Genomic DNA, 21390 nt, shown 5'->3' with positions numbered 1-21390 from the left:
AGTGGAAATTAAGAGTATGTTGCTACATTGCCCTCAGTGTTTCAATGCATTGTAGATCTTTTCTGCCAATGCTTGTGAAATACCCGGCACTTTTGCAATTTCCTCCACGCTGGCGTTCAACAAAGGTTGCAGTCCGCCCATATACTTCAACAGCACCTGGCGCCGTTTCGGCCCTACGCCTTCAATCAGCTCCAATGCGCTGGTATTTCTGACTTTCGCCCTTCTCTGCCGGTGGCCGGTAATCGCATGATTGTGCGAATCGTCGCGGATGTGTTGGATCACATGCAGCGCCGGCGAATCCGGCGGCAGCGAAATCCCCTCGCCTTCCGGCACGAAGAACAACGTTTCCAATCCGGCCTTGCGATCGGCGCCTTTGGCGATGCCAATCAGCAGCGGCTTATTCTTGTCCCAGGTGACGTTCAGCGATTTGAAGACGTCGATCGCCATGCCGAGCTGCCCTTTACCGCCGTCGATAAAGATGACATCCGGGATCTTTTTCTCTTCCAGCGCCTTGCCGTAACGGCGCTTCAGCACCTGCGTCATCGCCGCGTAGTCATCGCCGGGAGTGATGCCGCTGATATTGTAGCGCCGATACTCCGCTCGCACCGGGCCGTTACCGTCGAACACCACGCACGAAGCCACGGTCTGTTCGCCCATAGTGTGGCTGATATCGAAGCACTCCATGCGGTTGATTTCAGTCAGGTTCAGCACCTTGGCCAATTCCGCCAGCCGCTGATGAATAGTCGACTGTTGCGAAAGCTTGGTGGTCAACGCCGTTGCCGCGTTGGTACGCGCCAGCTTCAGATAACGGGCGCGGTCGCCGCGCGGTTTGCTTTGAATTTGGATCTTGCGCCCCGCCAACTCGGAGAGCGACTCCGCAAGCAGGTCTTTTTCCGGCAGGCTGAAATCCAGCAGGATCTCACCGGGCAGCGTGCGCGCCTGGCTGCCCTGCAGATAGAACTGACCGACAAAGGTCTGCACCACTTCGCCCATATCCGTGCCGCCCGGCACTTTAGGGAAATAGCTGCGGCTGCCCAGCACCTTGCCCTGACGGATGAACAGCACGTGCAGGCACGCCATACCGGCATCGAACGCCACGCCGATCACGTCCAGATCGTCGCTGTCGCCCGACACGAACTGCCGCTCGGTGACGCGGCGCACGGCCTGAATTTGATCGCGAATGCGCGCCGCCTCTTCGAAATTAAGCAGTTTGCTGGCTTCTTCCATACGCGCAATCAGCTGGTGCAATACCTGCTGATCTTTGCCCGAAAGAAACAGCCGTACATAGTCCACCTGCTGCCGGTATTCTTCTTCGCTCACCAGGCCGGCAACACAAGGCCCCAGACAGCGGCCGATCTGATACTGCAGGCACGGGCGCGACCGGTTGCGATATACGCTGTTTTCGCACTGGCGGATCGGGAACAGCTTCTGCAGCAGCGCCAGCGTTTCGCGTACGGCGTAAGAGTTGGGAAAAGGCCCGAAATATTCGCCCTTGGCGTGTTTGGCGCCGCGATGCATCGCCAAACGGGGATGGGTATCCGCACTGAGAAAAATCAGCGGGTAAGATTTATCGTCTCGCAAAAGAACATTATATCGCGGTTGGTACAATTTAATGTAGTTATGTTCCAACAGCAGCGCTTCTGTTTCAGTATGGGTAACCGTTACGTCTATTTGCGCGATATTTTTAACCAGCGTCTCGGTTTTACGGCTGCTGACCTGCTGCCGAAAATAGCTGGCGAGACGCTTTTTCAGGTCTTTGGCTTTACCGACGTAGATCACCGTACCCGTGGCGTCGTACATACGGTAGACGCCGGGCTGGCTGGTGACGGTACTCAGGAAGGCTTTGGCATCAAAACGGTCATTCACTGCTTAACAACGTCTCCGCATTGAACAATCCATGTCGGATGGCCAGGTGAGTCAATTCGACGTCGCCGCTGATATTCAGTTTGCTGAACATGCGGTAACGGTAGCTGTTCACCGTTTTCGGGCTGAGACTCAGTTGCTCCGAGATCTCATTCACCTTTTTGCCTTTGGTGATCATCAACATGATCTGTAACTCGCGTTCAGACAGGCAGCTGAACGGCGTTTCAGCCTGCGGCTCCAGCTGACTCAGGGCCATCTGCTGGGCGATATCAGACGCGATATAGCGCTGCCCCGCATGCACGGAACGCAAGGCGTTAATCACTTCCTGCGGCGCGGCGCCCTTGCTCAGGTAACCGGCGGCACCCGCCTGCATCACCTTCGCGGGCAAAGGATTTTCAGTATGGATGGTCAACATGATGACTTTGACGTCGGGTGCATAACGCACAATCTTGCGCGTGGCTTCCAGCCCGCCAATGCCCGGCATATTCATGTCCATCAGCACGATATCGACAGCGTTGCCACGGCACCATTTTACGGCGTCTTCACCGCACTGAGCCTCACCGACAACTTTTATACCTTTGATATCTTCAAGAATGCGTCGTATCCCTGCGCGCACCAGTTCGTGGTCATCAACAAGAAGAACGCTAATCAAGGAAAAATCTCCAAAAAAAGGGAGTAACGCAATCGGCCTCTGTTTTCGCCAGAGATATTACTTGTTTTTCAGACAAGAATGAACACAGATTAATACATACTTTCGAATAACTTTGCGGAGCAGAGCTGATTTTTCAATTTTAGCCGTCTATGCCGCCGATAAATCGTCACGTTGGAAAAGATCGGACGACGAAAATAATTGCGCGGCGCTGCACCAAACACAGGATAGCGCGACAATCATGTTGCGCGTGAGAAATCTGTGTAAGCAATCGCGACATGCATAATATTAACACGGCCGTTGGCTTTTTGTAATCATTTGATATTTAAAGGCGTAACAAAATCCGCCGCCAACGTGGGTTTGGCAACCCGCGTTCGAAACTATTATTCCCGGCAAACGCCGGTAAAATCGGTGTTCCCCGCCCAAATAATTATAATTCCCCCCATTGTTCAACAATAACGTGCCGGACAAATACTTGTTAACCACCTCGAAATAACTGGCCGACAGCGGATGATTCAGCATGGCAATGAGCGAACGTTGCCCACCCGCATGACCGGAGCAAGCCCGGTGCAGATGACGGACGCATGCTATGCTATACTCCGCGCCCAGTTAAATTCGCCGCTGCGCGCGGGGCAACGTTTAGCCCGCACGCGGCGTGCCAAAGCAGCTTGTATCAGGCTACGGCCTCAAAAAATCAGGAGAGAAAATGAGCAACGTTGATTTCACTACGTCTGCAAACCCGGAAATCTTGGCGACCGAGGTTGCCTGCCTCAAAGCTACGCTGACGCTGATCTTGAAGTCGATCGGCCAGGCCGACGCCGGGAAAGTCATCATCAACATGGAACGTTTCATCGCCCAGATTGAAGATCCTACCCAGGCGGAAATCTTCAAGAACAGCATTCAGCAAATCAAGCACGCTTACCGTCAGTAAGCGTTGCGTCCCAGACCCGCACTTCTTGTGGGTCTGCTTTTCACCGCGCTACTCCACACCCCATTGATCTTGCACGTGCTTTCGGGCAGTGTGTTGACTTTCCCCCACACCCGAGACCGTTATGGCCATCCTTGTCAAAGCGCTGATCGGCGCACTGGTCGTGGTTCTGATCGGCCTGTTGGCCAAAACGCGCAACTATTATATCGCCGGTTTAGTCCCGCTCTTTCCCACTTTCGCCCTGATTGCGCATTACATTGTCGGCAACGAGCGTTCCATTGCGGCGCTGAAAACCACGCTGATTTTTGGCATGTGGGCGGTGCTACCCTACCTGGTGTATTTGATCTCGCTGTATTTCCTGATCAACAGTCTGCGGCTGTCGTTGGCTCTGGGGGCGGCGGTACTGTGCTGGATTGCGGCAGCGTGGCTACTCATTACGCTGTGGGGATGGTGGCAAGGGCGTTAACGCCCTTGCCAGGGCAGATTACGGTCGCCCCGCCTGCAAAACGAAGCCACGCTGCCGATCGCCGGCGATACGCAGATAGCGGCTTTCACCGGCGCGCAGCGTCATCGGTATGCTGCCGCCGGTCTCACGCCAAATACACAGGTGATTCTCGATCATATCTTGCCCGATACTGACCGAAACATTGCCTGGCGGCACGCGAAACTCTGCTTTTTCTTTCGCCTCCAGCGAAGCGGCAAACTCCCCATTCACATAGACGCCGGTGCGGCAGCTGCCCGCCAGCATTCCGCTGTCGCGCACCACCACCACCGTGGCGTAAGGCGTATCCGGGATATTCTGATAGAGCATCAGACGGCTTGGGGGGGGCAACTCAGCCTGTTGCGGCGGCACGGCTTGGGTCGCACATCCCGTCAACAGTGCAGAGGCAAATAACAACGCGGCGTAATGCTTCATCCTTGGCTCCTGAAGAAAATAATGCTTATCGTAACAAGAGAATAGCTGTCTCCAGTAGCATTCATACCGCAGATGCGAAAAAATCGGATAACTTCCCACTCCTCCCACGAACCTGCAGGGATAAGAAGATTCTGCATTAAAGCCATTGAAATAAAGGCGATTATTGCAGATTTAAAACTTGATCATGCCACGTTGGATATCTGCAGCAAAAGCGCCACTGACGTAACTGAAACCATCCTGCGTGACGTAAACCCGGGTATGGCCGGTCTCTGATAACACCGCCACCATATATCCCAGGGCGATCATTTCATGAGACGGAACGTTCATCGGAGTTAGAAATCCGCGGCTACGGCACCACTGATAAAAGCGAGTTCGCCCATATCCCAACACGGAGCCAACATCGGAGAGGTGCTTAAAAGTATCATAATCCTCTGATGGTGCAGGTAAACCGTCATGACTTTCAGGCGTTTTCTTTATCCCTGACAAAATAAACTCCTTTTTTGTAGCTGTCGCGAACGGTTATCCTTCCTCTGAACTGAATTTAAAAAATCCAAAATTAAAATGCAAATGAATTCCCTGTAACTAAAAATTCTCTTCTGGATAAAATCCGAAAATAAAACCCCATTAAAAAAACAGAAATAAAAAAAATAGGGTATTAATACCGAGAATTAAATTCTTGGCATGGGTAAATATCCTAAATAAAGATAATATTCAAACCAGCTAAGAACATACTTAGCCTGCATATTATTTCTCTACTCATAACGATGCAATGATGCTCGGATCCTTGCGGCAAAAAGAAAATGAAAAAACCAGCGCCACATCGACCTGCCCTCGCCATGAGGTCGCCGCTTCCTACAGACTTCACTCAATGCGCCACATCCTCTCTCAACGCGGCACTTCCTCAATCATACCTAAACAATAACCATTATCATTTCCAATTATTGCGCCAGTTTATTACACTTCCCTACCTCACCGGTTAGGAACATTCCTAGTCAGCGAGCCTCAGGATAGAGAAAGAGTTAGGGACACCATGAAGAATTGCCGTTGTTTGATTGCCTTGCCGTTATTGATGTTGACCGCCTGCACCCAATGGGAAAGGCCCGGCGCGGTTGAGAGTACCCGAAATGCCGAATATGCCGAATGCCGCAGTCGCGGCTACGAACGTTTTCCGCCGGACATGGTGCGGGACGTGGAGTTCAGCTACGAAAACAAATACATTCCTTGCGAGAAAAATAAGAAAGACTGTCCATCGGGATACCGCTATGACAAGGAACCGTCGATTAAAACAGTGCAAACCGATCGTAATCAGTCCGCACGAGACGCCACCATCGAAGCCTGCATGTACGGCAAAGGCTGGCGAGAGAAAACCTACTATTGGCCGCAATGGTGATATAGCGGCGTTTGCCGGGTGCGGAATGCCCGCTAAGCCATTCAGCCGTCGTCGTCATCGCCAAGCAGCCCCAGCGCAACCAACGTTTCCGCTCTGACCGGCGTTAAAGGCACACGCGGCGGCGGCAAAGGCCAGCCAAAAAGCTGCCTCGCCGCCGTCGCACAGACTTTACCCTGACATGCCCCCATGCCACAGCGGCTGCCCAGCTTGGCCGTGTGCCAATCCGGCTGATGACGCACCTGTTCCAGCATGACGTCTTCACAGCGGCACAGCAGCGTTTGTGGTTTGGCCAGCGAATCCAAGCGCTCATCGAGAGCGAAGGCTCTGGCCGCCGCCGTGGCAAAACGCCGCCATCGCCGCCGCTGCGCCGCCAGGCGATCCGCCTTTTCCCGCTGCCCGGTGGCAGCATAACCGGCGATGGCGCCTTCGGTGAGCGCCAATTCACTGCCGCCGATGCCGGTACATTCCCCGGCAGCAAAAATTTGCACCTGGCTGGTTTGCTGCCAATGATCCACCGCTACGGCGTCGTGTTCTATCCGACACCCCAGCAGCATCGCCAACTCAATGTTCGCCACCAGACCAAAACCGCAGGCCAACCTGTCGCAGGCGATCGTTCTTTCCCGCCCGCCGTTATTGACGCGCACCGCGGTTAAACGTTCTTGCCCCAACGCCGCCTGCACCCGGCTACCGGCACGGTAACGATGCGGCATCAGAGAAAACGCCTGACGCAGCTTGCCTGGCCAACGCCACAGGCCGCCGGCGAACGCCGCCAACCGCCAAAGCGGCGCCTGCTCAGCCACCAGCACCACCTCGCCTCCGGCCTGTTTCACGCTGTTCGCCACCGCCAACAGCAGCGGCCCGCTGCCGGCTATCGCCACTCGTTCGCCGCGGATAGCCAGCCCTTGCTTGATTTGCGCCTGTAGACCACCGGCGCCGGTCACCCCCGGCAGCGTCCAGCCGGGGAACGGCAGCAGAAGTTCACGCGCGCCATTGCATAGAATCAGCTTTTGATAGCGAATCACGCCGCAGCCATCGGCGTCTTCATACGCCAATCGGTTAGCGCCACACTGCGCCACCAGCTTGCAACCGGGCTGCAGCGCAATATTTTCCTTCGTCGCCACCGCCTGCCGATAGCGGTTCGCCGTTTCAGGCAAAACCACCTGTGGCCCATCGCGCCAAATTTGCCCGCCGGGATGCGGATTATCATCAATCATTCGCACCTGGCCACCGCTTTCCGCCGCGGCCAGCGCCGCCGCCATGCCGGCCGGCCCGGCACCGACGATCAGCACCTCACAGTCTAAGTTACTCATCATCGCTCCTCTCAATGCGCATGCCGGCTTGGCACAGCGTTTGGCACGCCAGGCGACGCAGACCGTTAATGTTCACCCGGCACTCCTGACAAACGCCCATGCCGCAAAAGGGAGCGCGCGGTTGATGTGAAACAGACAACCGACAACGATCGTCGCCGCACAGGCTGAGCGCCGCAGCAACGCTGAGGCCAACCGGCACCCGCCGGTGCTCGCCATCGATGCTCAACGCGATCGTGTTTTGTCTTTCATTCATACAGGCAGCTCCTCGGCGGCAAACGCCCGCGCCGCCAAATACGGGGAATCGTCAATCTCCGGCGTTTGCCGGCCGATCTGCGCAGCGATCAGCGCAGCGCTGCCGAGGGCGGTCGTGACGCCCAATCCCTCGTGCCCCAGTGCCAGCCACAGCCAGGAATACCGTGGATGCGCGCCCAACAGCGGCAGCCCGTCGACGGAGGCGGCGCGCAGCCCGGTCCAGCAGCGAATGATGTTCATCTGCGCCAGTGCGGGCAAGAAATGCTGCGCACGCGCAAGCATCGCCGCCAACAGCGGCATGTCCAACACCGAATCGACGGCGCCGAACTGGCGAGAAGAACCGATCAGCCATTGCCCGGTGGGCCGTGCCTGCACATTGAATGCCACCGACGTGCCGTCGCTGGCATGCGCGCTGGCCCCATACCCCAACTCCACCAGTTGATGCCGCACCCGCAGCGGGTAGCGATCGGTGATCGCCAGATGGCCCTTTTTGGCGTACAGCAAAGTCTGCGGCAATAGGCCATTGGCCCCAAGGCCGCACGCCAGGAGCACCACCGGCGCGGCCAGGCGTCTGCCGTCCGCCAGCCGCACGGCTCCCTCTTCCAGCGCTGCCGCTTCGCCGTGCACCACGTCGATTGCCGCACCACCGTCGGCCAACAGCCAGCGAGCCGCGAGCGGCGCATACAGAATGCCGTCGCCCGGCACCCGCAGTCCGCCGGCCAGGCCGTGCCGCAGCATCGGCTCCATGGCGGCGATCTGTTCCGCCGTCAGCAATTCCGCGGCCACGCCCTGCTCCGCCAGCCGCACCCGCTTTTGCTCGGCGATGGCCATTTCATCCGCTTTATCCGCCAGCCATAGCGTTCCGCAGCCGCGCCAGGCACACGCTTGCGGCATGCGCCCCGTCACTTCACGCCATAACCGCAGCGAATAAGCGCTCAACGCCAGCTCGGCCGGATTATCGTCCATGCACACCAGATGCCCCATGCCGGCGGCGGTGGCGCCGGCGCGGCGATCGTCCACCACCGAGACGCGATAGCCTTCCCGCGCCAACCGCCAGGCGCAGGCGGCGCCGATGATGCCGGCGCCGACCACGATGACATCGGCTCCCCGCTCGGCGCCCATCAGCGTATTCCCCAGACGAAGGGATCGCGTTCGTCGAGCAGCAGCTGGCTATCGGCGCACACGTAGGCCTGCCCGCGAATAAAGGGGGCGATGCGATCGCCGTTCCAACGATAATAGGCCTGGAATTCGCTGCCGATCACGCTGGCCTGCCGCCACTGCGTGTCCGGCGCCAGTTTGCCGTCCGCCGCCAGACACGCCAGTTTGGCGCTGGTGCCGGTGCCGCACGGGGAACGATCATAGGCTTTACCGGGGCACAGCACAAAGCTGCGGCTGTCGGCCTGCGGATCGTCACCGAACAGTTCGATATGGTCTATCGCTCCGCCGTCTTCACCGTGAATGCCCGCCTGTTCCAACGTCTGCCGCACCGCCCAGGTGAACGCGGTCAACGCCTCCAGATTTTGTTTATCGATGGACAACGGCGACTCGCCGATCAGGAAGAACCAGTTGCCGCCCCAGGCGATGTCACCGGTCACCGGCCCGTAACCCGCCACCTCAAGCCGCACCTGGCGGCGGTAACGATAAGCCGCCACGTTCTCTACCGTGACGCTGCCGTCCTCGTGCAGCGTGGCGTTTACCGGGCCGACCGGGGTTTCTATCAGATGGCGCCCGGCGTGGATGCGCCCCAGGTGCGCCAGCGAAGCGATCAGCCCGATAGTGCCGTGCCCGCACATGCCCAGATAGCCGCTGTTGTTAAAGAAGATCACCCCGGCGGTGGCCTGTGGCGAGCAAGGGCGGCACAGCAACGCCCCCACCAGCACGTCATTGCCGCGCGGTTCGAGCATCACCGCGCAGCGCCAATCATCATAATGTTGCGCGAAGCGCGCCCGCCGTTCCGCCATGCTGCCCGCGCCGAGATCGGGAAAACCTTCCACGATCAGGCGGGTCGGCTCTCCGCCGGTATGAGAATCGATCGCCCGCAAAGCGGTGATATGCGCAGAAAGTGCCATCGGCGTCTCCTGAGTTAATGAGATGTTACCAATAGCGTTAGCCTGAACGAATGTGGGCTTAACGGCTTGATGCGTTTCGGCGCGGCGAATGAAGAAATCAGCATAGTGACAAAAGTCAGGCCTGACGCGTTGCGGGCATGATATTAACGAATGCCATAACAATAACTTATTTATCATGACGTTACTTTCATGCTAAATCTCCGCATGACGAGAAACGCCGCAGTTTTCAAGCAACCGCCACGCGCCGTCCGGCAAAAGTATGCGGCAATCCGCATATTTGGCAGGTGGCCGGAAATAGCGCTTGATTCGTTACAGAAAAGTTAATATTGATGCGAAGACATCAACCTGACCCGCCTGTTTTCCCGGCTAACGACCGAAAAGGGACTGCTATGAGATCCACTTCAGACTATCAGCCTCCGGTTTCTCTCTCGCCGCCTTCACTCGTGGGGCTGCCGGAACAGGAGGACGTTTTTGCCGTCGAACATCTGTCACGCCTGTGCGACGGGCTGGCGCAGCAGCGCCCGAACAACCTGCGCGATCTGCTGAATACGCTGGCGCTGATCGCGCCGTTGCTGAACGCGATCCCCAACGTGGTGTTCTTTATCAAAGACGCCCAGGCCCGCTACCTGCTGGCCAACCTCACGCTGGCCAGGCGCTGCGGTTTCAAAACCGTCACGCCGCTGCTGGGCAAAACCTCCGCCGACGTTTTTCCCGCTCAGCTCGGATCCGACTATACCGAGCAGGATCTGCGGGTATTGCGCCACGGCGTGCTGATCCAGGATCAGCTGGAAATGCACCTGTACAACGGCCGAGAAACCGGCTGGTGCCTGACGCAAAAGCTGGCGCTGTATGATGCACAGGGAAAAATCATCGGTATGGCGGGTATTTCTCACGATCTGCAGGAGGCCAGGGCCAATCACCCGGCCTACCAACGGCTGGCGGCGATCGACGTGCACATCCGCCGCCACTATGCCCGGCCGATCGCGCTTGAGGAGCTGACGGCACTGACCGGGTTGTCGGTGGCGCAGATCGAACGCTACTGCAAACGTATCTTCCACCTCACCCCGCGCCAGATGATCCATAAAGTGCGGCTGGAAAAGGCCACTGAACTGCTGGCCGGCGATCTGCCGATCACCGACATCGCGCTGCAGTGCGGCTACACCGATCACAGCGCCTTCAGCCGTCAGTTCAAAGCGATGACCGGCTCCACGCCGCGCGATTTCCGCCTGACGCTTTCCGCTTAACGCGCTGATTTATCTGGTTACCCCCCTCTTTTCACGGTGCGCCGGCGCCCGGATTTTTCACGCCCGCGTTCCGCCGGCATTGTGCCAATTTCGTCGCGGCAATCGGCGAAAAGCGTCAAGCCTCCCTGCGCAATACCGGTCAATCTGTCGGTGAGCCTTACCAAAGATTCACTTTTCATTAACACTTACGGACGACAGGACAAACACGATGAGCCATAAAGCCATAAGCTGGAGCGGCGTATTCCCGGCGGTGACGACCCAGTTCCGCAACGATTTCTCTCTGGATCTCGACGCCACTCATACGGTGATCAAAAACCTGGTGCGCGACGGTGTCTCCGGCCTGGTGGTGTGCGGCACCGTCGGTGAAAATACCTCAATGACGGTGCAGGAAAAGCTGGCGGTGATCGAAGTGGCGAGAGACGCCGCCGACGGTAAAGTGCCGGTGATCGCCGGCATCGCCGAGTTCACCACCGCCTTCGCGCAGAATATGGCGCGTGAAGCGCAAAAGGCCGGCGTCGACGGGATTATGGTGATGCCGGCGCTGGTCTACTCCGCCAAGCCGCACGAAACCGCCGCGCATTTCCGCAGCGTCGCCGGCGCGACCGATCTGCCGATCATGGTCTACAACAACCCTCCCATTTACAAAAATGACGTCACGCCCGACATCCTGACCTCGCTGGTCGACTGCGAGAACATCGTGTGCTTCAAAGACTCGTCGGGCGACACCCGCCGCTTTATTGATCTGCGCAACGAAGTCGGCAATCGCTTCGTGCTGTTCGCCGGGTTGGACGATGTGGTGCTGGAAAGCATCGCCGTCGGCGCGCAAGGCTGGATCTCCGGCATGTCCAATGCCTTCCCGCGCGAAGGGGAAACCCTGTTCCGGCTGGCGAAGGAAAAACGCTATGAGGAAGCATTGGCGCTGTACCGCTGGTTCATGCCGCTGCTGCACCTCGATGCCCGCCCTGACCTGGTGCAGTGCATCAAGCTTTGCGAGCAGCGAGTCGGCCGCGGCAGCGCCGTCACTCGTCCGCCGCGCCTGGCGCTGCAGGGGGAAACGCTCAGCGAGATCAACGCCATGATCGATAAAGCGCTGGCCACTCGCCCGGCGCTGCCGAACGTCGGCCTATAACGCCTTCACCGCCCGGCCATGCCGGGCGTCATGCTTTCTCTACCGGGGGAACCGATGCCCAACGCTCGCTATGCCGCCATCAGCGGCCAACAATTTATCGGCGGCCAGCGCCGCGCCGAAGGGGAAGCGGCGCTGCTCAGCCTGCGCGCCGACGACGGTCAGCCGACCGGTTACCGCTTCCACCAGGCCACGGCGGCAGAAACCGCCGCCGCCGCCGAAGCCGCCGCCGCGGCTTTTGCGCCCTATTCGCAGCTCAGCGCGGAACAACGCGCTAACTTTCTCGACGCCATCGCCGAGGAGATAGACGCGTTGGATGATGTTTTCTTCGCCTTCGCCATGCAGGAAACGGCCTTGCCCCAGGCGCGGTTGAGCGGCGAACGCGCCAGAACCAGCGGCCAGATGCGGCTGTTCGCCACGCTGCTGCGGCGCGGCGACGTCGAGGGCGTGCGCATCGACTGCGCGCTGCCGCAGCGTTCCCCCCTGCCGCGCCCCGATCTGCGTCAATACCGCACGGCGCTCGGCCCGGTGGCGGTCTTCGGCGCCAGCAACTTCCCGCTGGCGTTTTCCACCGCGGGCGGCGATACCGCCGCCGCGCTCGCCGCCGGCTGCCCGATCGTGTTCAAGGCGCACAGCGGCCATATGATCACCGCGGAGCTGACCGCTCAGGCGATCGAGCGCGCACGGGAACGCACCGGGATGCCCCCCGGCGTCTTCAACATGATCTTCGGCAACCGCGTGGGGGCCGATTTGGTACAACATCCGGCGATTCAGGCGGTGGGATTCACCGGCTCGCTGCAAGGTGGCCGGGCGCTCTTCGATCTGGCGACGCAACGCCCTCAACCTATCCCGGTCTTCGCCGAAATGTCGAGCATCAACCCGGTAGTGATCCTGCCCAAGGCGCTGGCGCGGCGCGAGCAGCGCATCGCGCAGGAATTGGTCTCTTCCTTCACGCTCGGCTGCGGTCAGTTCTGCACCAAGCCCGGCGTGATCGTCGCGCTGCGCGGCGCCGCCTTCGAGCGGCTGACCGAAACGATGAGCGCCCTGGTCAACGCCGCCGAGCCGCAGCCGATGCTGAATGCCGGCACGCTGGAGCACTACCGTCACGGGCTGGCGGCCCTCAATGCCCACCCGGGTATGCGGCGTCTGGCAGGCCGCAGCGAAACGCCCGCTCTTCGCGCGGCGGCGCAGCTTTATCAGGCGGAGGGGGCGCTGCTGCTGCAGGCCGACCCGCTGCTGCAACAAGAGGTCTTCGGCCCGGTCAGCATCCTGGTGGCGATGGATGACGAAGCGCAGCTGCATGCGGCGCTGGCGGCATTGCAAGGCCAGTTGACCGCCACGCTGCTGGCGGACGACGACGATCTCGCGATGGCCGCCGGGCTGACGTCCCTGTTGGCGCGCAAAGCCGGTCGGGTGCTGTTCAACGGGTATCCGACCGGGGTGGAAGTGTGCGACGCCATGGTGCACGGCGGCCCTTATCCGGCCACCAGCGACGCGCGCGGCACCTCGGTAGGCACGCTGGCCATCGAGCGTTTCCTGCGGCCGGTCTGTTTGCAAAACACCCCCGCAGCGCTGTTGCCGCCGGCGCTGCAGGACGCCAACCCGCTCAACCTGCTACGGCTGGTGAACGGCGTTTACACCCGAGATCCCCTGGTTTCACCTGCCCAAAATTAGCCCGGCCGCATCTGTCTGCCACTCAATAACAAAAGGGTAATACCATGACAACCCAAGGCAAATTCAAGAAGCAGCTTACGCTCACCGATCTGACGTTCATCGGTCTGGGCGCCATCTTCGGCTCCGGTTGGCTGTTCGCCGCCAGCCATGTCTCCTCCATCGCCGGCCCGGCCGGCATCTATTCCTGGCTGATCGGCGGCCTGGCGGTGCTGCTGCTCGGCATCGTCTACTGCGAGCTGGGCGCCGCCCTGCCGCGCGCCGGCGGCATCATTCGCTATCCGGTCTTCTCACACGGCGAACTGATGGGTTATCTGCTGGGATTTATCACGCTGATCGCCTTCTCCAGCCTGATCGCCATCGAAGTCGTCGCCGCACGGCAGTACGCCGCCGCCTGGTTCCCGTTCCTCAGCCAGCCGGGTTCCGGCGACCCGACCCCGGTCGGCTGGCTGGTGCAGTTGGCGCTGCTGTGCTTTTTCTTCGCGCTCAACTATTACAGCGTAAAAACCTTCGCCAAATCCAATAACCTGATTAGCGTGCTGAAGTTTCTGGTGCCGCTGCTGGTGATCGTGGTGTTGTTCAGCTTTTTCAAACCGGAAAACCTGCACAGCCAGGGCTTTGCCCCCTTCGGTTCCGCCGGCGTTGAGGCCGCCATTTCCGCCGGCGGCATCATCTTTGCCTACCTCGGCCTGACGCCGATCATTTCGGTCGCCAGCGAGGTGCAACGGCCGCAGCGCACCATTCCCATCGCGCTGATCCTGTCGGTGGTGCTGTCCACCATCATCTATGTGCTGCTGCAGATAGCGTTTCTCGGCAGTATCCCCAGCGAGATGCTGAGCGGCGGCTGGGCCGGCATCAGCCAACAGTTCTCCCTGCCGTTCCGCGACATCGCCATCACGCTCGGCATGGGATGGCTGGCGTTTCTGGTGGTCAGCGACGCGATCGTTTCGCCGAGCGGCACCGGCAATATCTATATGAACGCCACGCCTCGCGTTATCTACGGTTGGGCGCGCGCCGGCACCTTCTTCAAACTGTTCACCCGGGTGGATGGCGACTCCGGCATCCCCCGCCCGGCGCTGTGGTTGACCTTCGCTCTCTCGGTATTCTGGACGCTGCCGTTCCCGTCGTGGGAAAAGCTGATCGGCGTGGTGTCCGCCGCCCTGGTGCTGAGCTACGCCATCGCCCCGGTCACCGCCGCCGGGCTGCGGCGCAATGCGCCCGATATGCCGCGTCCGTTCCGGGTGCGCGGTTTCTGCGTGCTCGGCCCGCTGTCGTTTATCATTTCGGCGCTGATCGTCTTCTGGTCCGGCTGGGACACCGTCTCCTGGCTGCTCGGCTTGCAGATCCTGATGTTCTTCATCTACATCCTGTTCAAGAATCAGGTGCCGACCCATGCCGTTAGCCTCCGGCAGCAAATTTGGTCCTCGCTGTGGCTGATCGTCTTCTATGCGCTGGTGATCGGGCTTTCCTATCTCAGCAGCTTTGGCGGCATCGGCGCTATTGCCCACCCGTGGGACACCCTCACCATGGCGGTGATTGCGCTGGCGATTTACTACTGGGGCGCCTATACCTGTTTACCCCAGGCCAATTTTATCGGCGATGAAGAAGAATGAACTCGGGGAGGACATCGAAATGACATCCATGCACGTGCTGTCGCTGGAACAGGCTTATCAACTGGCGTTGCGTACGCTGCGCAGCAACGGTTTCAATCCGGCTCATGCCGAGGCGGTGGCGCAAAATGTCACCCAGGGTGAACGCGACGGCTGCGCTTCTCACGGGCTATACCGGCTGTTGGGCTGCGTGCGATCGCTGCGGGCAGGCAAGGTCTCTGCCGATGCGATGCCCAGGTTGTTCGACCAGGCACCGGCCATCTTGCGCGCCGACGCCGGCGGCGCGTTTTCCCTGCTGGCCTACCGCACCGCTCTGCCGGTCTTTATCGAGAAGGTGCGCGCCAATGGCATCGCCGCGCTGGCGATCAACCGCTGCGTGCATTTCTCCGCGCTGTGGGCCGACATCGAACCGCTGATCGAACAGGGGTTGGTGGCCTTGGCCTGCACGCCCAGCCACGCGTGGGTGACGCCGGCCGGCGGTTCGCGACCGCTGTTCGGCACCAACCCCATCGCCTTCGGCTGGCCGCGTGCGGATCGGCCGCCGTTTTTGTTCGACATGGCCACCAGCGCGGCGGCGCGCGGCGAAATCGAACTGCATCGCCGCGCCGGCACCCCGCTGCCTGAAGGCTGGGGCATTGATAAGGCGGGCAATCCGTCCACCGATGCCGCCAGCGTGCTGGAGGGTGCAATGCTGACCTTCGGCGGGCATAAGGGCTCGGCGCTGGCAGCGATGGTGGAATTGTTGGCCGGGCCGCTGATCGGCGATATGACCAGCAAGGAATCGCTGGCCTATGACGACGGCACCGGTTCGTCGCCTTACGGCGGTGAGCTGATCATCGCGTTGGATCCTGAGCGTTTTCTCGGTGCGGATAAGGCGAAATATTTCGCCGGAGCAGAGGCGATGTTTGCCGATATGCAGGCGCAAGGCGCACGCATTCCCGGCGAACGCCGTTATCGGCAGCGGCGCCAGAGCGAGCAATACGGCGTGGAAATCCCCAGGACGTTGTACGACGAAATCGTGGCGCTGTGCGATTAGCGCCGGGTTAATGCCCCGCGCCGGCAACCCGGCGCGGGGAAAGGCTTATCCTGCCTGAGCCAGATCGCTGTGCAGGCGCTTGCGCCACACCGGTTTGGTATCCCAGCGGGCAAAGTGTTTCGCCTCTTTACCCGGCTGCACCTGATGCCACATATCTTCTTGCCACCGGATCGGTTCCTTTCCTCGCAACGTTGGGCGGGTCTGTTTAATCGTCCGTTGCAAGACGCCCGCTTCCTCAGCGGTAATGGGCGGCGCCTGTCTGGCGGCATCCAGCGCCCGGCTTCCCAACGGCGCCATCACCTGATACAACACGTTGACCTGCTGCAGCGTCGCTTGCTGATTAGTGCTCATTCCCTTACCCGACCAACCGTCGAAGTTTTCGCCGGGATCGTCCCCCTGCGCGCGATATTCGTTACCTGGCCCCTCGACGATATTCCATCCTTGCCAGGTCACCAGAGTGTGTAATCCATCGCGATCCTGCAGATTTTTATTTTTGATCTGTTTGAGCACCTCGGCGCGGTTTGGCACACCGATCAGGTTCATAAACTCGTCCAGCGCGTCCCAATGCTGCCCCGCCACCAGACCATTCCAGACATTACGCAAACAGTTCCAGGGAATGGTGTGATGCCAGGTCAGCGTAATAAGCGGCTTGGTTGACGCATGTTGCCAACGGCTCGGTTCACTGCCCCGATCGCCTCTGATAATCCCATCGACTTCTAATGGCATAGCTGCCCCTCTTCTGGCTGAGATGAAGAATATGCGCAAGGCCGGTGGCCCGGTTGGCATAAAAACGTCAGCTAAAATCGTAGCAGCTCAGGCTGAGATGGCAATAAAGCGCCAGGCACGCTCTGCTGCCGACCGGCAACCGCAGAACGCGCCCGAAAACGGTGGGCTTAAGATGGATTATCTGACCACCATTACCGAAATATTGGCATGGCGAACGATAGCGGCGGCGTTAGATCCCAGCAGATAGGTTTTCACGCTCGGGCGACGCGAACCGATGATGATCAGATCGGCGTCGATCTCTTCCGCCAGTTCCAACACCTGATCGCGTGCAGAGCCGAAGCTGACGGTGTAATTGAGGCGATCCAACGGCAGATCGATTTCCGACATGATTTTCTTCAGTTTATCCACCGCCTTCACTTCCGCCTGATTCTCAAACTCCTTGAGACCGAACGAATAGGCAGTAACAAACGCCGAGGCATCCGGCAGCGCATGGAAGAAATGCACTTTAGCGCCGGACAGCTTCGCCAAATATTCCACATGCTTCAGCGCATGCTCGGTCAACAGATCCTCTTCAATATCGATCGGCACTAAAATAGTCTTGTACATATCACGTCCTTTCTATGTAAACCGGGTGCCTACAGAATACTGCCGCGCACGGCGGCGGTGAATCGCTTTATCACGCTTTTGTGATCGGGGGGTAAATACTGAATAAGGACAGTTCTTAATTTAACAAAATATAAACATCACGCCGATAACGGATAGGGACTTAATTATTTATTACTCAAGATTAAATCAGCTGCAAATAAACCGCTTTGGCGGTGGCGGCGGTCTTATTAGCGACAGAAAGTTTTTTAATCGAGTTGCCGATATGGAAATTGATCGTGCGCTCGCTCACCCCCATCAACAGCGCGATCTCTTCCGCCGTTTTCCCTTCGCTGCACCAGCGTAGGATGTCTTTTTCGCGCAGCGTCAGCACATCTTTTATCGCGTCGTCGTTCACCGAGATCAAGGCTTCACGCAGCGTTTTATGGGCGGTTTGCGCCAGCCAAAGGAAGAAGGTTTCATTTGCCGCCCGCGCTTGCGGCGTTTGCTCGGGTAGCGCTTTGCCGGCAAACGTCAGGATCCCCAGCCGGCCATAGCAATCCTTGACCGACTGCGACCAACCGGCGCACAGGCCGAACTGCGCCATATGCCGCCAAAGCAGCGGCCGCTCGTGATAAAAGCTTTCGTCCCACTGAAACTGCAGCGTGGAATGGTGAGCGCGCTCAATAACCGGATCCTGCAAATACACCCGCTGCCGCCGATAATCTTCGAGATAGTTCGCTGAAAAATTCCCTTCGATCAGCATCTTGGGGCGGCTGGCCGGATAACAGGAAAACACGATGTAGGAGAAATAATCAAACCCCAACGCCTCAGCGCAGGGCCCCAGCTGCGTCAGAAAACGTTCGCGATCGGCCAGGCTGCCAATCACCTCCGCCATGAGCCGTTGAGTGCGGGTATCCATAACGCAGGTTCTCCAGATAGCGATGCCGATTTATCGATAGGTCAGACTCACTATAGAATATCGCCGTCCGGCGTCAGTAGCCGTTTCATATAATAAAAAATACCAACGCTATAACGAAAACAGCTATTCCCCTTAAAATAAGCCTTTTTATTGCGCCGCACAGGAAAACTACGCGAATAGCATAATATCCTCGGCGCGTAAACCTGTCATTTCTACCGTTAGACAGCCAAGGCACCGCCAATTACTTTCCAGACAGGCACCCGGTGCCTCCGTAAATCCAAAGAGATAATAAGCATTTGCGAATTTCGCATGGCATACAGTGACGGGGATTTTCTATGGCAGAAAGTAATGCGGCAATTCAATCGGCTGCGATTATCGGCGCGGGAACGATGGGCAGAGGCATCGCTTATCTTTTCGCGCAAAAAGGCATTCGCACGGTGCTTTATAATCGCAACGGCAATACCCTCAATCAGGCTCGCGAATATATCGCGCAAGACCTGAACAAGAAAGTCGAACAGGGCAAGATCGCGCTGCAGGATAAAGGCGCAGTGCTGGCTAATCTGGTGTTCACCTCGGTGTTTGAGACTATCGCCGACAGCGATCTAGTGATAGAAACCATCGCCGAGCAAGAGCAAACCAAACTTGAGGTGCTGGCGGCCATCGCCGCGGCGGTCAAGCCCGACACGCTGATCGCCACCAATACATCCTCACTGTCGCTTAACAAGCTGGCAACCGCGGTGACGCACAGCGAGCGGTTTATCGGTTTGCACTTTTTCAATCCCGCGCCGCTGATGAAACTGATTGAAATCATCCCGGCCTACTTTACCGCACGCGCCACCACCGAACGTTGCCGTCAGCTGGTGGCCGCGTTGGGGAAACGCGATGTCGTCTGCCAGGCCACGCCGGGGTTTATCGTCAACCGCATGGCCCGCCCCTACTACCTGGAAGGGTTCCGCCTGTTGGAAGAACACGTGGCGCGCGCGCCGCAGATCGACCGCGCCCTCAAGGCCGGCGGGCACTTTCGCATGGGGCCGCTCGAGCTGACCGATTTTATCGGCCAGGACATCAACTATCAGGTCAGCCGGCAAATCTGGCAGGACATGCAATACGATCCGCGCTATACCCCCGGCCATCTGCAGCGTTCGCTGGTCGATGCCGGTCTGTTGGGGAAAAAGAACGGCCGCTCCTATTTTGCCGCCGAAGAAAACGCCTTACCGGTAACGGCCGCCACCGATGCAGACGTCGAGACGCTGCGCGTTTACGGCGAACACCCTTTTTTTACCCTGTTGCAACAGCGGGCCGCGCTTCAGTGGCCACGGCTGCGCGTGGAGCAACGGCCGGCCTTACCGGGCCTGGGGCCGGCCGTCCAGATCAATGAGGCTTTCACCGTCAGCGTCACCGATGGCCGCACGGCGAGCCAGTTGGCGGAGCTGACGGCGGCGGATGCCTTTGTGGTCGATGTCGCCCTGAACTACGCCGACACGGCGTATCTGGTGGCAGCGCACAACCGCCACGCCTCTGCGGCCAATAAGGCGCTGTTTTTACGCCTGCTGCACACGGCAATCCCGCAGGTTGAATTTATCAAGGACTCCCCGGCGCTGATCGTCGCCCGCGTCCTCAGCAGCCTGATCAACGAGTCGGTGATCATGGTGGAAAGCGGCGTCTGCAGCCGGGAAGACATCAATGTCGCCGCCGTCGCCGGCGTTAACTACGCCGACGGCATTTTCGGCTTGCTCGATAGCCTGGGGGAGAAAAACGTCAGGACGACGCTGAGCAACCTGGCGCAGCTGCTGCACGCGGCACGCTATGCGCCGCATTACACCCTTCTACACGCCGCGCAACCGGCGCTGACGACCACGCCTTAAGGATCCATGATGAGCATTAACGATGACGGCGTTTATCTGATCGACGGCACGCGCACGGCGATTGGCGCCTATGGCGGCAGCCTGGCGCATACCCGCCCCGACGACATGGCGGCAACGATCATTCGCAGTCTGCTGCAGCGCAATCCGGCGGCGGAAGCGAAGCTGGACGAAGTGGTGCTGGGCTGCGCCAACCAGGCCGGCGAGGACAACCGCAACGTCGCCCGCATGGCGGCGCTGCTTTCCGGGCTGGATCCGTCGGTGCCGGCCATCACCCTCAACCGCCTTTGCGCCTCTGGGTTGGATGCGGTGATCTACGCCGCGGCGAAAATCCGCAGCGGCCTTAGCGAACTGATTCTGGCCGGCGGCGTGGAAAGCATGAGCCGCGCGCCCTATGTGCTGAGCAAGGGCGACACGCCGTTCGACAAGGGGGTGAAGCTGTACGACACCACGCTGGGATGGCGCTTTGTTAACCCGCGGCTGGCGGAGCGCTACGGCAGCGATCCGCTCGGCATCACGGCGGAAAACGTGGCCCAACGGCAGCACATCTCGCGCGAGGAGCAGGATCTGTTCGCGCTGGCCTCGCAGCAAAAGGCCCGCCGGGCGATCGACAGCGGCCGGCTGGCGCGGGAAATCACGCCCGTGGACGTGCCGGCGGATCGCAAGACCACGCGTACATTCGCGCAGGATGAGTTCCCGCGCCTCAGCACGCTGCAGCAGCTGCAGGCGCTGAAACCGGCGTTCTCCGCCGGCGGTTCGGTCACCGCGGGCAACGCTTCCGGCATCAACGACGGCGCCGCCGCGCTGCTGCTGGCTTCCGGGCGCTACGTGAAACGCCAAGGGTGGCAACCGCTGGCGGAGATCGGCGACAGCGCGGCCGCCGGCGTTGAACCGGCGTTGATGGGGCTGGGGCCGATCGCCTCCACCGAGCGCTTGCTGCAGCGCGGCGGGTTCACCTTGAACGACTTCGACATCATCGAGATTAACGAAGCCTTCGCCTCACAGGTTCTGGCGGCGCTGAAACACTGGCGCATCGACGCCCACGACGCGCGGGTCAACCCGAACGGCGGCGCCATCGCGCTCGGTCACCCGCTGGGGATGTCCGGCGCGCGCCTGGTGCTGTCGGCGGCGCTGGAACTACGCGATCGGCAGGCCGGCAACGCATTGGTGACGATGTGCGTCGGCGTCGGTCAGGGGCTGTCATTAAACCTTAAAGCCGTTTAACACAAGGAAC

General features: G+C 59.4%; 21 protein-coding genes. 10 read left to right on the top strand and 11 right to left on the bottom strand.

All coding sequences use genetic code 11. The annotated features are described in order from the left end of the window. Positions 1–33 precede the first annotated feature (33 nt). Both uvrC and uvrY read right to left on the bottom strand, forming a co-directional pair. Entirely contained in the window at positions 34–1866 is a 1833-nt protein-coding gene (gene uvrC / locus SSARUM_RS08860; RefSeq protein ID WP_043147202.1) for an excinuclease ABC subunit UvrC, read from the bottom strand. Further along, the gene (gene uvrY, locus SSARUM_RS08855) at positions 1859–2515 is read right to left on the bottom strand and encodes a UvrY/SirA/GacA family response regulator transcription factor (RefSeq protein ID WP_004927947.1); all 657 of its coding nucleotides are present in this window, start codon (positions 2513–2515) and stop codon (positions 1859–1861) included. Before uvrY ends, uvrC begins: the two co-directional genes overlap by 8 nt. 703 nt (positions 2516–3218) lie before the next feature. Between uvrY and SSARUM_RS08850 the strand changes: the two genes are divergently transcribed. Both SSARUM_RS08850 and SSARUM_RS08845 read left to right on the top strand, forming a co-directional pair. Further along, a complete protein-coding gene (locus SSARUM_RS08850; protein ID WP_004927950.1) occupies positions 3219–3443 on the top strand; it encodes a DUF2594 family protein in 225 nt (74 codons plus the stop codon). Positions 3444–3564: 121 nt separating this feature from the next. Next, positions 3565–3906 (top strand): GlpM family protein, encoded by a 342-nt coding sequence (locus SSARUM_RS08845; protein WP_033637958.1) that lies wholly within the window; start codon positions 3565–3567, stop codon positions 3904–3906. Positions 3907–3924: 18 nt separating this feature from the next. On the opposite strand, the gene SSARUM_RS08840 is transcribed toward SSARUM_RS08845, so the two are convergent. Together SSARUM_RS08840 and SSARUM_RS08835 are read right to left on the bottom strand one after the other, a co-directional pair. Beyond that, positions 3925–4356, bottom strand: a complete 432-nt coding sequence (locus SSARUM_RS08840) for a hypothetical protein (protein WP_047568120.1) — start codon at positions 4354–4356, stop codon at positions 3925–3927. Between the two features lie 171 nt (positions 4357–4527). Then, positions 4528–4842 carry a hypothetical protein gene (locus tag SSARUM_RS08835; RefSeq protein WP_033637956.1) on the bottom strand — a complete coding sequence of 105 codons (315 nt, stop codon included), beginning with the start codon at positions 4840–4842 and terminating at the stop codon, positions 4528–4530. Between the two features lie 544 nt (positions 4843–5386). Here SSARUM_RS08835 and SSARUM_RS08830 point away from each other — a divergent pair. After that, positions 5387–5746, top strand: coding sequence for a hypothetical protein (locus SSARUM_RS08830; RefSeq protein WP_033646527.1), 360 nt, complete (start codon positions 5387–5389; stop codon positions 5744–5746). Between the two features lie 41 nt (positions 5747–5787). Here SSARUM_RS08830 and SSARUM_RS08825 read toward each other — a convergent pair whose 3' ends face one another. Genes SSARUM_RS08825 through SSARUM_RS08810 form a run of 4 tightly spaced genes read right to left on the bottom strand, consistent with a single transcriptional unit; the run spans position 5788 to position 9377 of the window. Continuing rightward, positions 5788–7056, bottom strand: a complete 1269-nt coding sequence (locus SSARUM_RS08825) for an FAD-dependent oxidoreductase (RefSeq protein ID WP_033646528.1) — start codon at positions 7054–7056, stop codon at positions 5788–5790. After that, positions 7049–7309: a (2Fe-2S)-binding protein gene (locus tag SSARUM_RS08820; RefSeq protein WP_033646529.1), complete on the bottom strand. Its 261-nt coding sequence runs from the start codon at positions 7307–7309 to the stop codon at positions 7049–7051. Before SSARUM_RS08820 ends, SSARUM_RS08825 begins: the two co-directional genes overlap by 8 nt. Then, positions 7306–8430: an NAD(P)/FAD-dependent oxidoreductase gene (locus SSARUM_RS08815; protein ID WP_060429852.1), complete on the bottom strand. Its 1125-nt coding sequence runs from the start codon at positions 8428–8430 to the stop codon at positions 7306–7308. The genes SSARUM_RS08820 and SSARUM_RS08815 overlap by 4 nt, the downstream gene beginning before the upstream one ends. Continuing rightward, on the bottom strand, positions 8430–9377 hold the full coding sequence (locus SSARUM_RS08810) for a 4-hydroxyproline epimerase (RefSeq protein ID WP_033646532.1): 948 nt from the start codon (positions 9375–9377) through the stop codon (positions 8430–8432). The genes SSARUM_RS08815 and SSARUM_RS08810 overlap by 1 nt, the downstream gene beginning before the upstream one ends. 389 nt (positions 9378–9766) lie before the next feature. On the opposite strand from SSARUM_RS08810, the gene SSARUM_RS08805 reads away from it, so the two are divergent. From SSARUM_RS08805 to SSARUM_RS08785, 5 genes are all read left to right on the top strand, one after another. Next, a complete protein-coding gene (locus tag SSARUM_RS08805; RefSeq protein ID WP_033646534.1) occupies positions 9767–10621 on the top strand; it encodes an AraC family transcriptional regulator in 855 nt (284 codons plus the stop codon). 208 nt (positions 10622–10829) lie between these two features. Then, complete coding sequence (locus tag SSARUM_RS08800) at positions 10830–11750, top strand: dihydrodipicolinate synthase family protein (protein WP_033646535.1); 921 nt, start codon at positions 10830–10832, stop codon at positions 11748–11750. Between the two features lie 54 nt (positions 11751–11804). Beyond that, positions 11805–13421, top strand: a complete 1617-nt coding sequence (locus SSARUM_RS08795; RefSeq protein WP_033646536.1) for an aldehyde dehydrogenase (NADP(+)) — start codon at positions 11805–11807, stop codon at positions 13419–13421. Between the two features lie 44 nt (positions 13422–13465). Then, on the top strand, positions 13466–15031 hold the full coding sequence (locus SSARUM_RS08790; protein WP_033646537.1) for an APC family permease: 1566 nt from the start codon (positions 13466–13468) through the stop codon (positions 15029–15031). 19 nt (positions 15032–15050) lie between these two features. Then, positions 15051–16064, top strand: a complete 1014-nt coding sequence (locus SSARUM_RS08785) for an Ldh family oxidoreductase (protein WP_060387556.1) — start codon at positions 15051–15053, stop codon at positions 16062–16064. A 45-nt stretch (positions 16065–16109) separates the two neighbouring features. Here the strand turns inward: SSARUM_RS08785 and SSARUM_RS08780 are convergent, their stop codons facing one another. The 3 genes from SSARUM_RS08780 to SSARUM_RS08770 all read right to left on the bottom strand — a co-directional run bounded on the left by SSARUM_RS08780 (position 16110) and on the right by SSARUM_RS08770 (position 18294). Beyond that, entirely contained in the window at positions 16110–16790 is a 681-nt protein-coding gene (locus tag SSARUM_RS08780; RefSeq protein WP_033637942.1) for a hypothetical protein, read from the bottom strand. Positions 16791–16967: 177 nt separating this feature from the next. Beyond that, positions 16968–17396, bottom strand: a complete 429-nt coding sequence (locus tag SSARUM_RS08775) for a universal stress protein (protein WP_033637941.1) — start codon at positions 17394–17396, stop codon at positions 16968–16970. A gap of 181 nt (positions 17397–17577) precedes the next feature. Next, entirely contained in the window at positions 17578–18294 is a 717-nt protein-coding gene (locus SSARUM_RS08770; protein WP_033637939.1) for a LuxR family transcriptional regulator, read from the bottom strand. 335 nt (positions 18295–18629) lie between these two features. Here SSARUM_RS08770 and SSARUM_RS08765 point away from each other — a divergent pair, with 335 nt between their 5' ends. Beyond that, complete coding sequence (locus SSARUM_RS08765) at positions 18630–20159, top strand: 3-hydroxyacyl-CoA dehydrogenase NAD-binding domain-containing protein (RefSeq protein WP_043147186.1); 1530 nt, start codon at positions 18630–18632, stop codon at positions 20157–20159. Between the two features lie 9 nt (positions 20160–20168). Then, positions 20169–21380, top strand: a complete 1212-nt coding sequence (locus tag SSARUM_RS08760) for an acetyl-CoA C-acyltransferase (protein ID WP_033637937.1) — start codon at positions 20169–20171, stop codon at positions 21378–21380. The last annotated feature ends 10 nt before the right edge of the window (positions 21381–21390 follow it).

Origin of the sequence: Serratia sarumanii (assembly GCF_029962605.1) — a bacterium.
In the GTDB taxonomy this organism is placed as follows: domain Bacteria; phylum Pseudomonadota; class Gammaproteobacteria; order Enterobacterales; family Enterobacteriaceae; genus Serratia; species Serratia sarumanii.
This window is presented reverse-complemented; position numbering and strand designations above follow the sequence as displayed.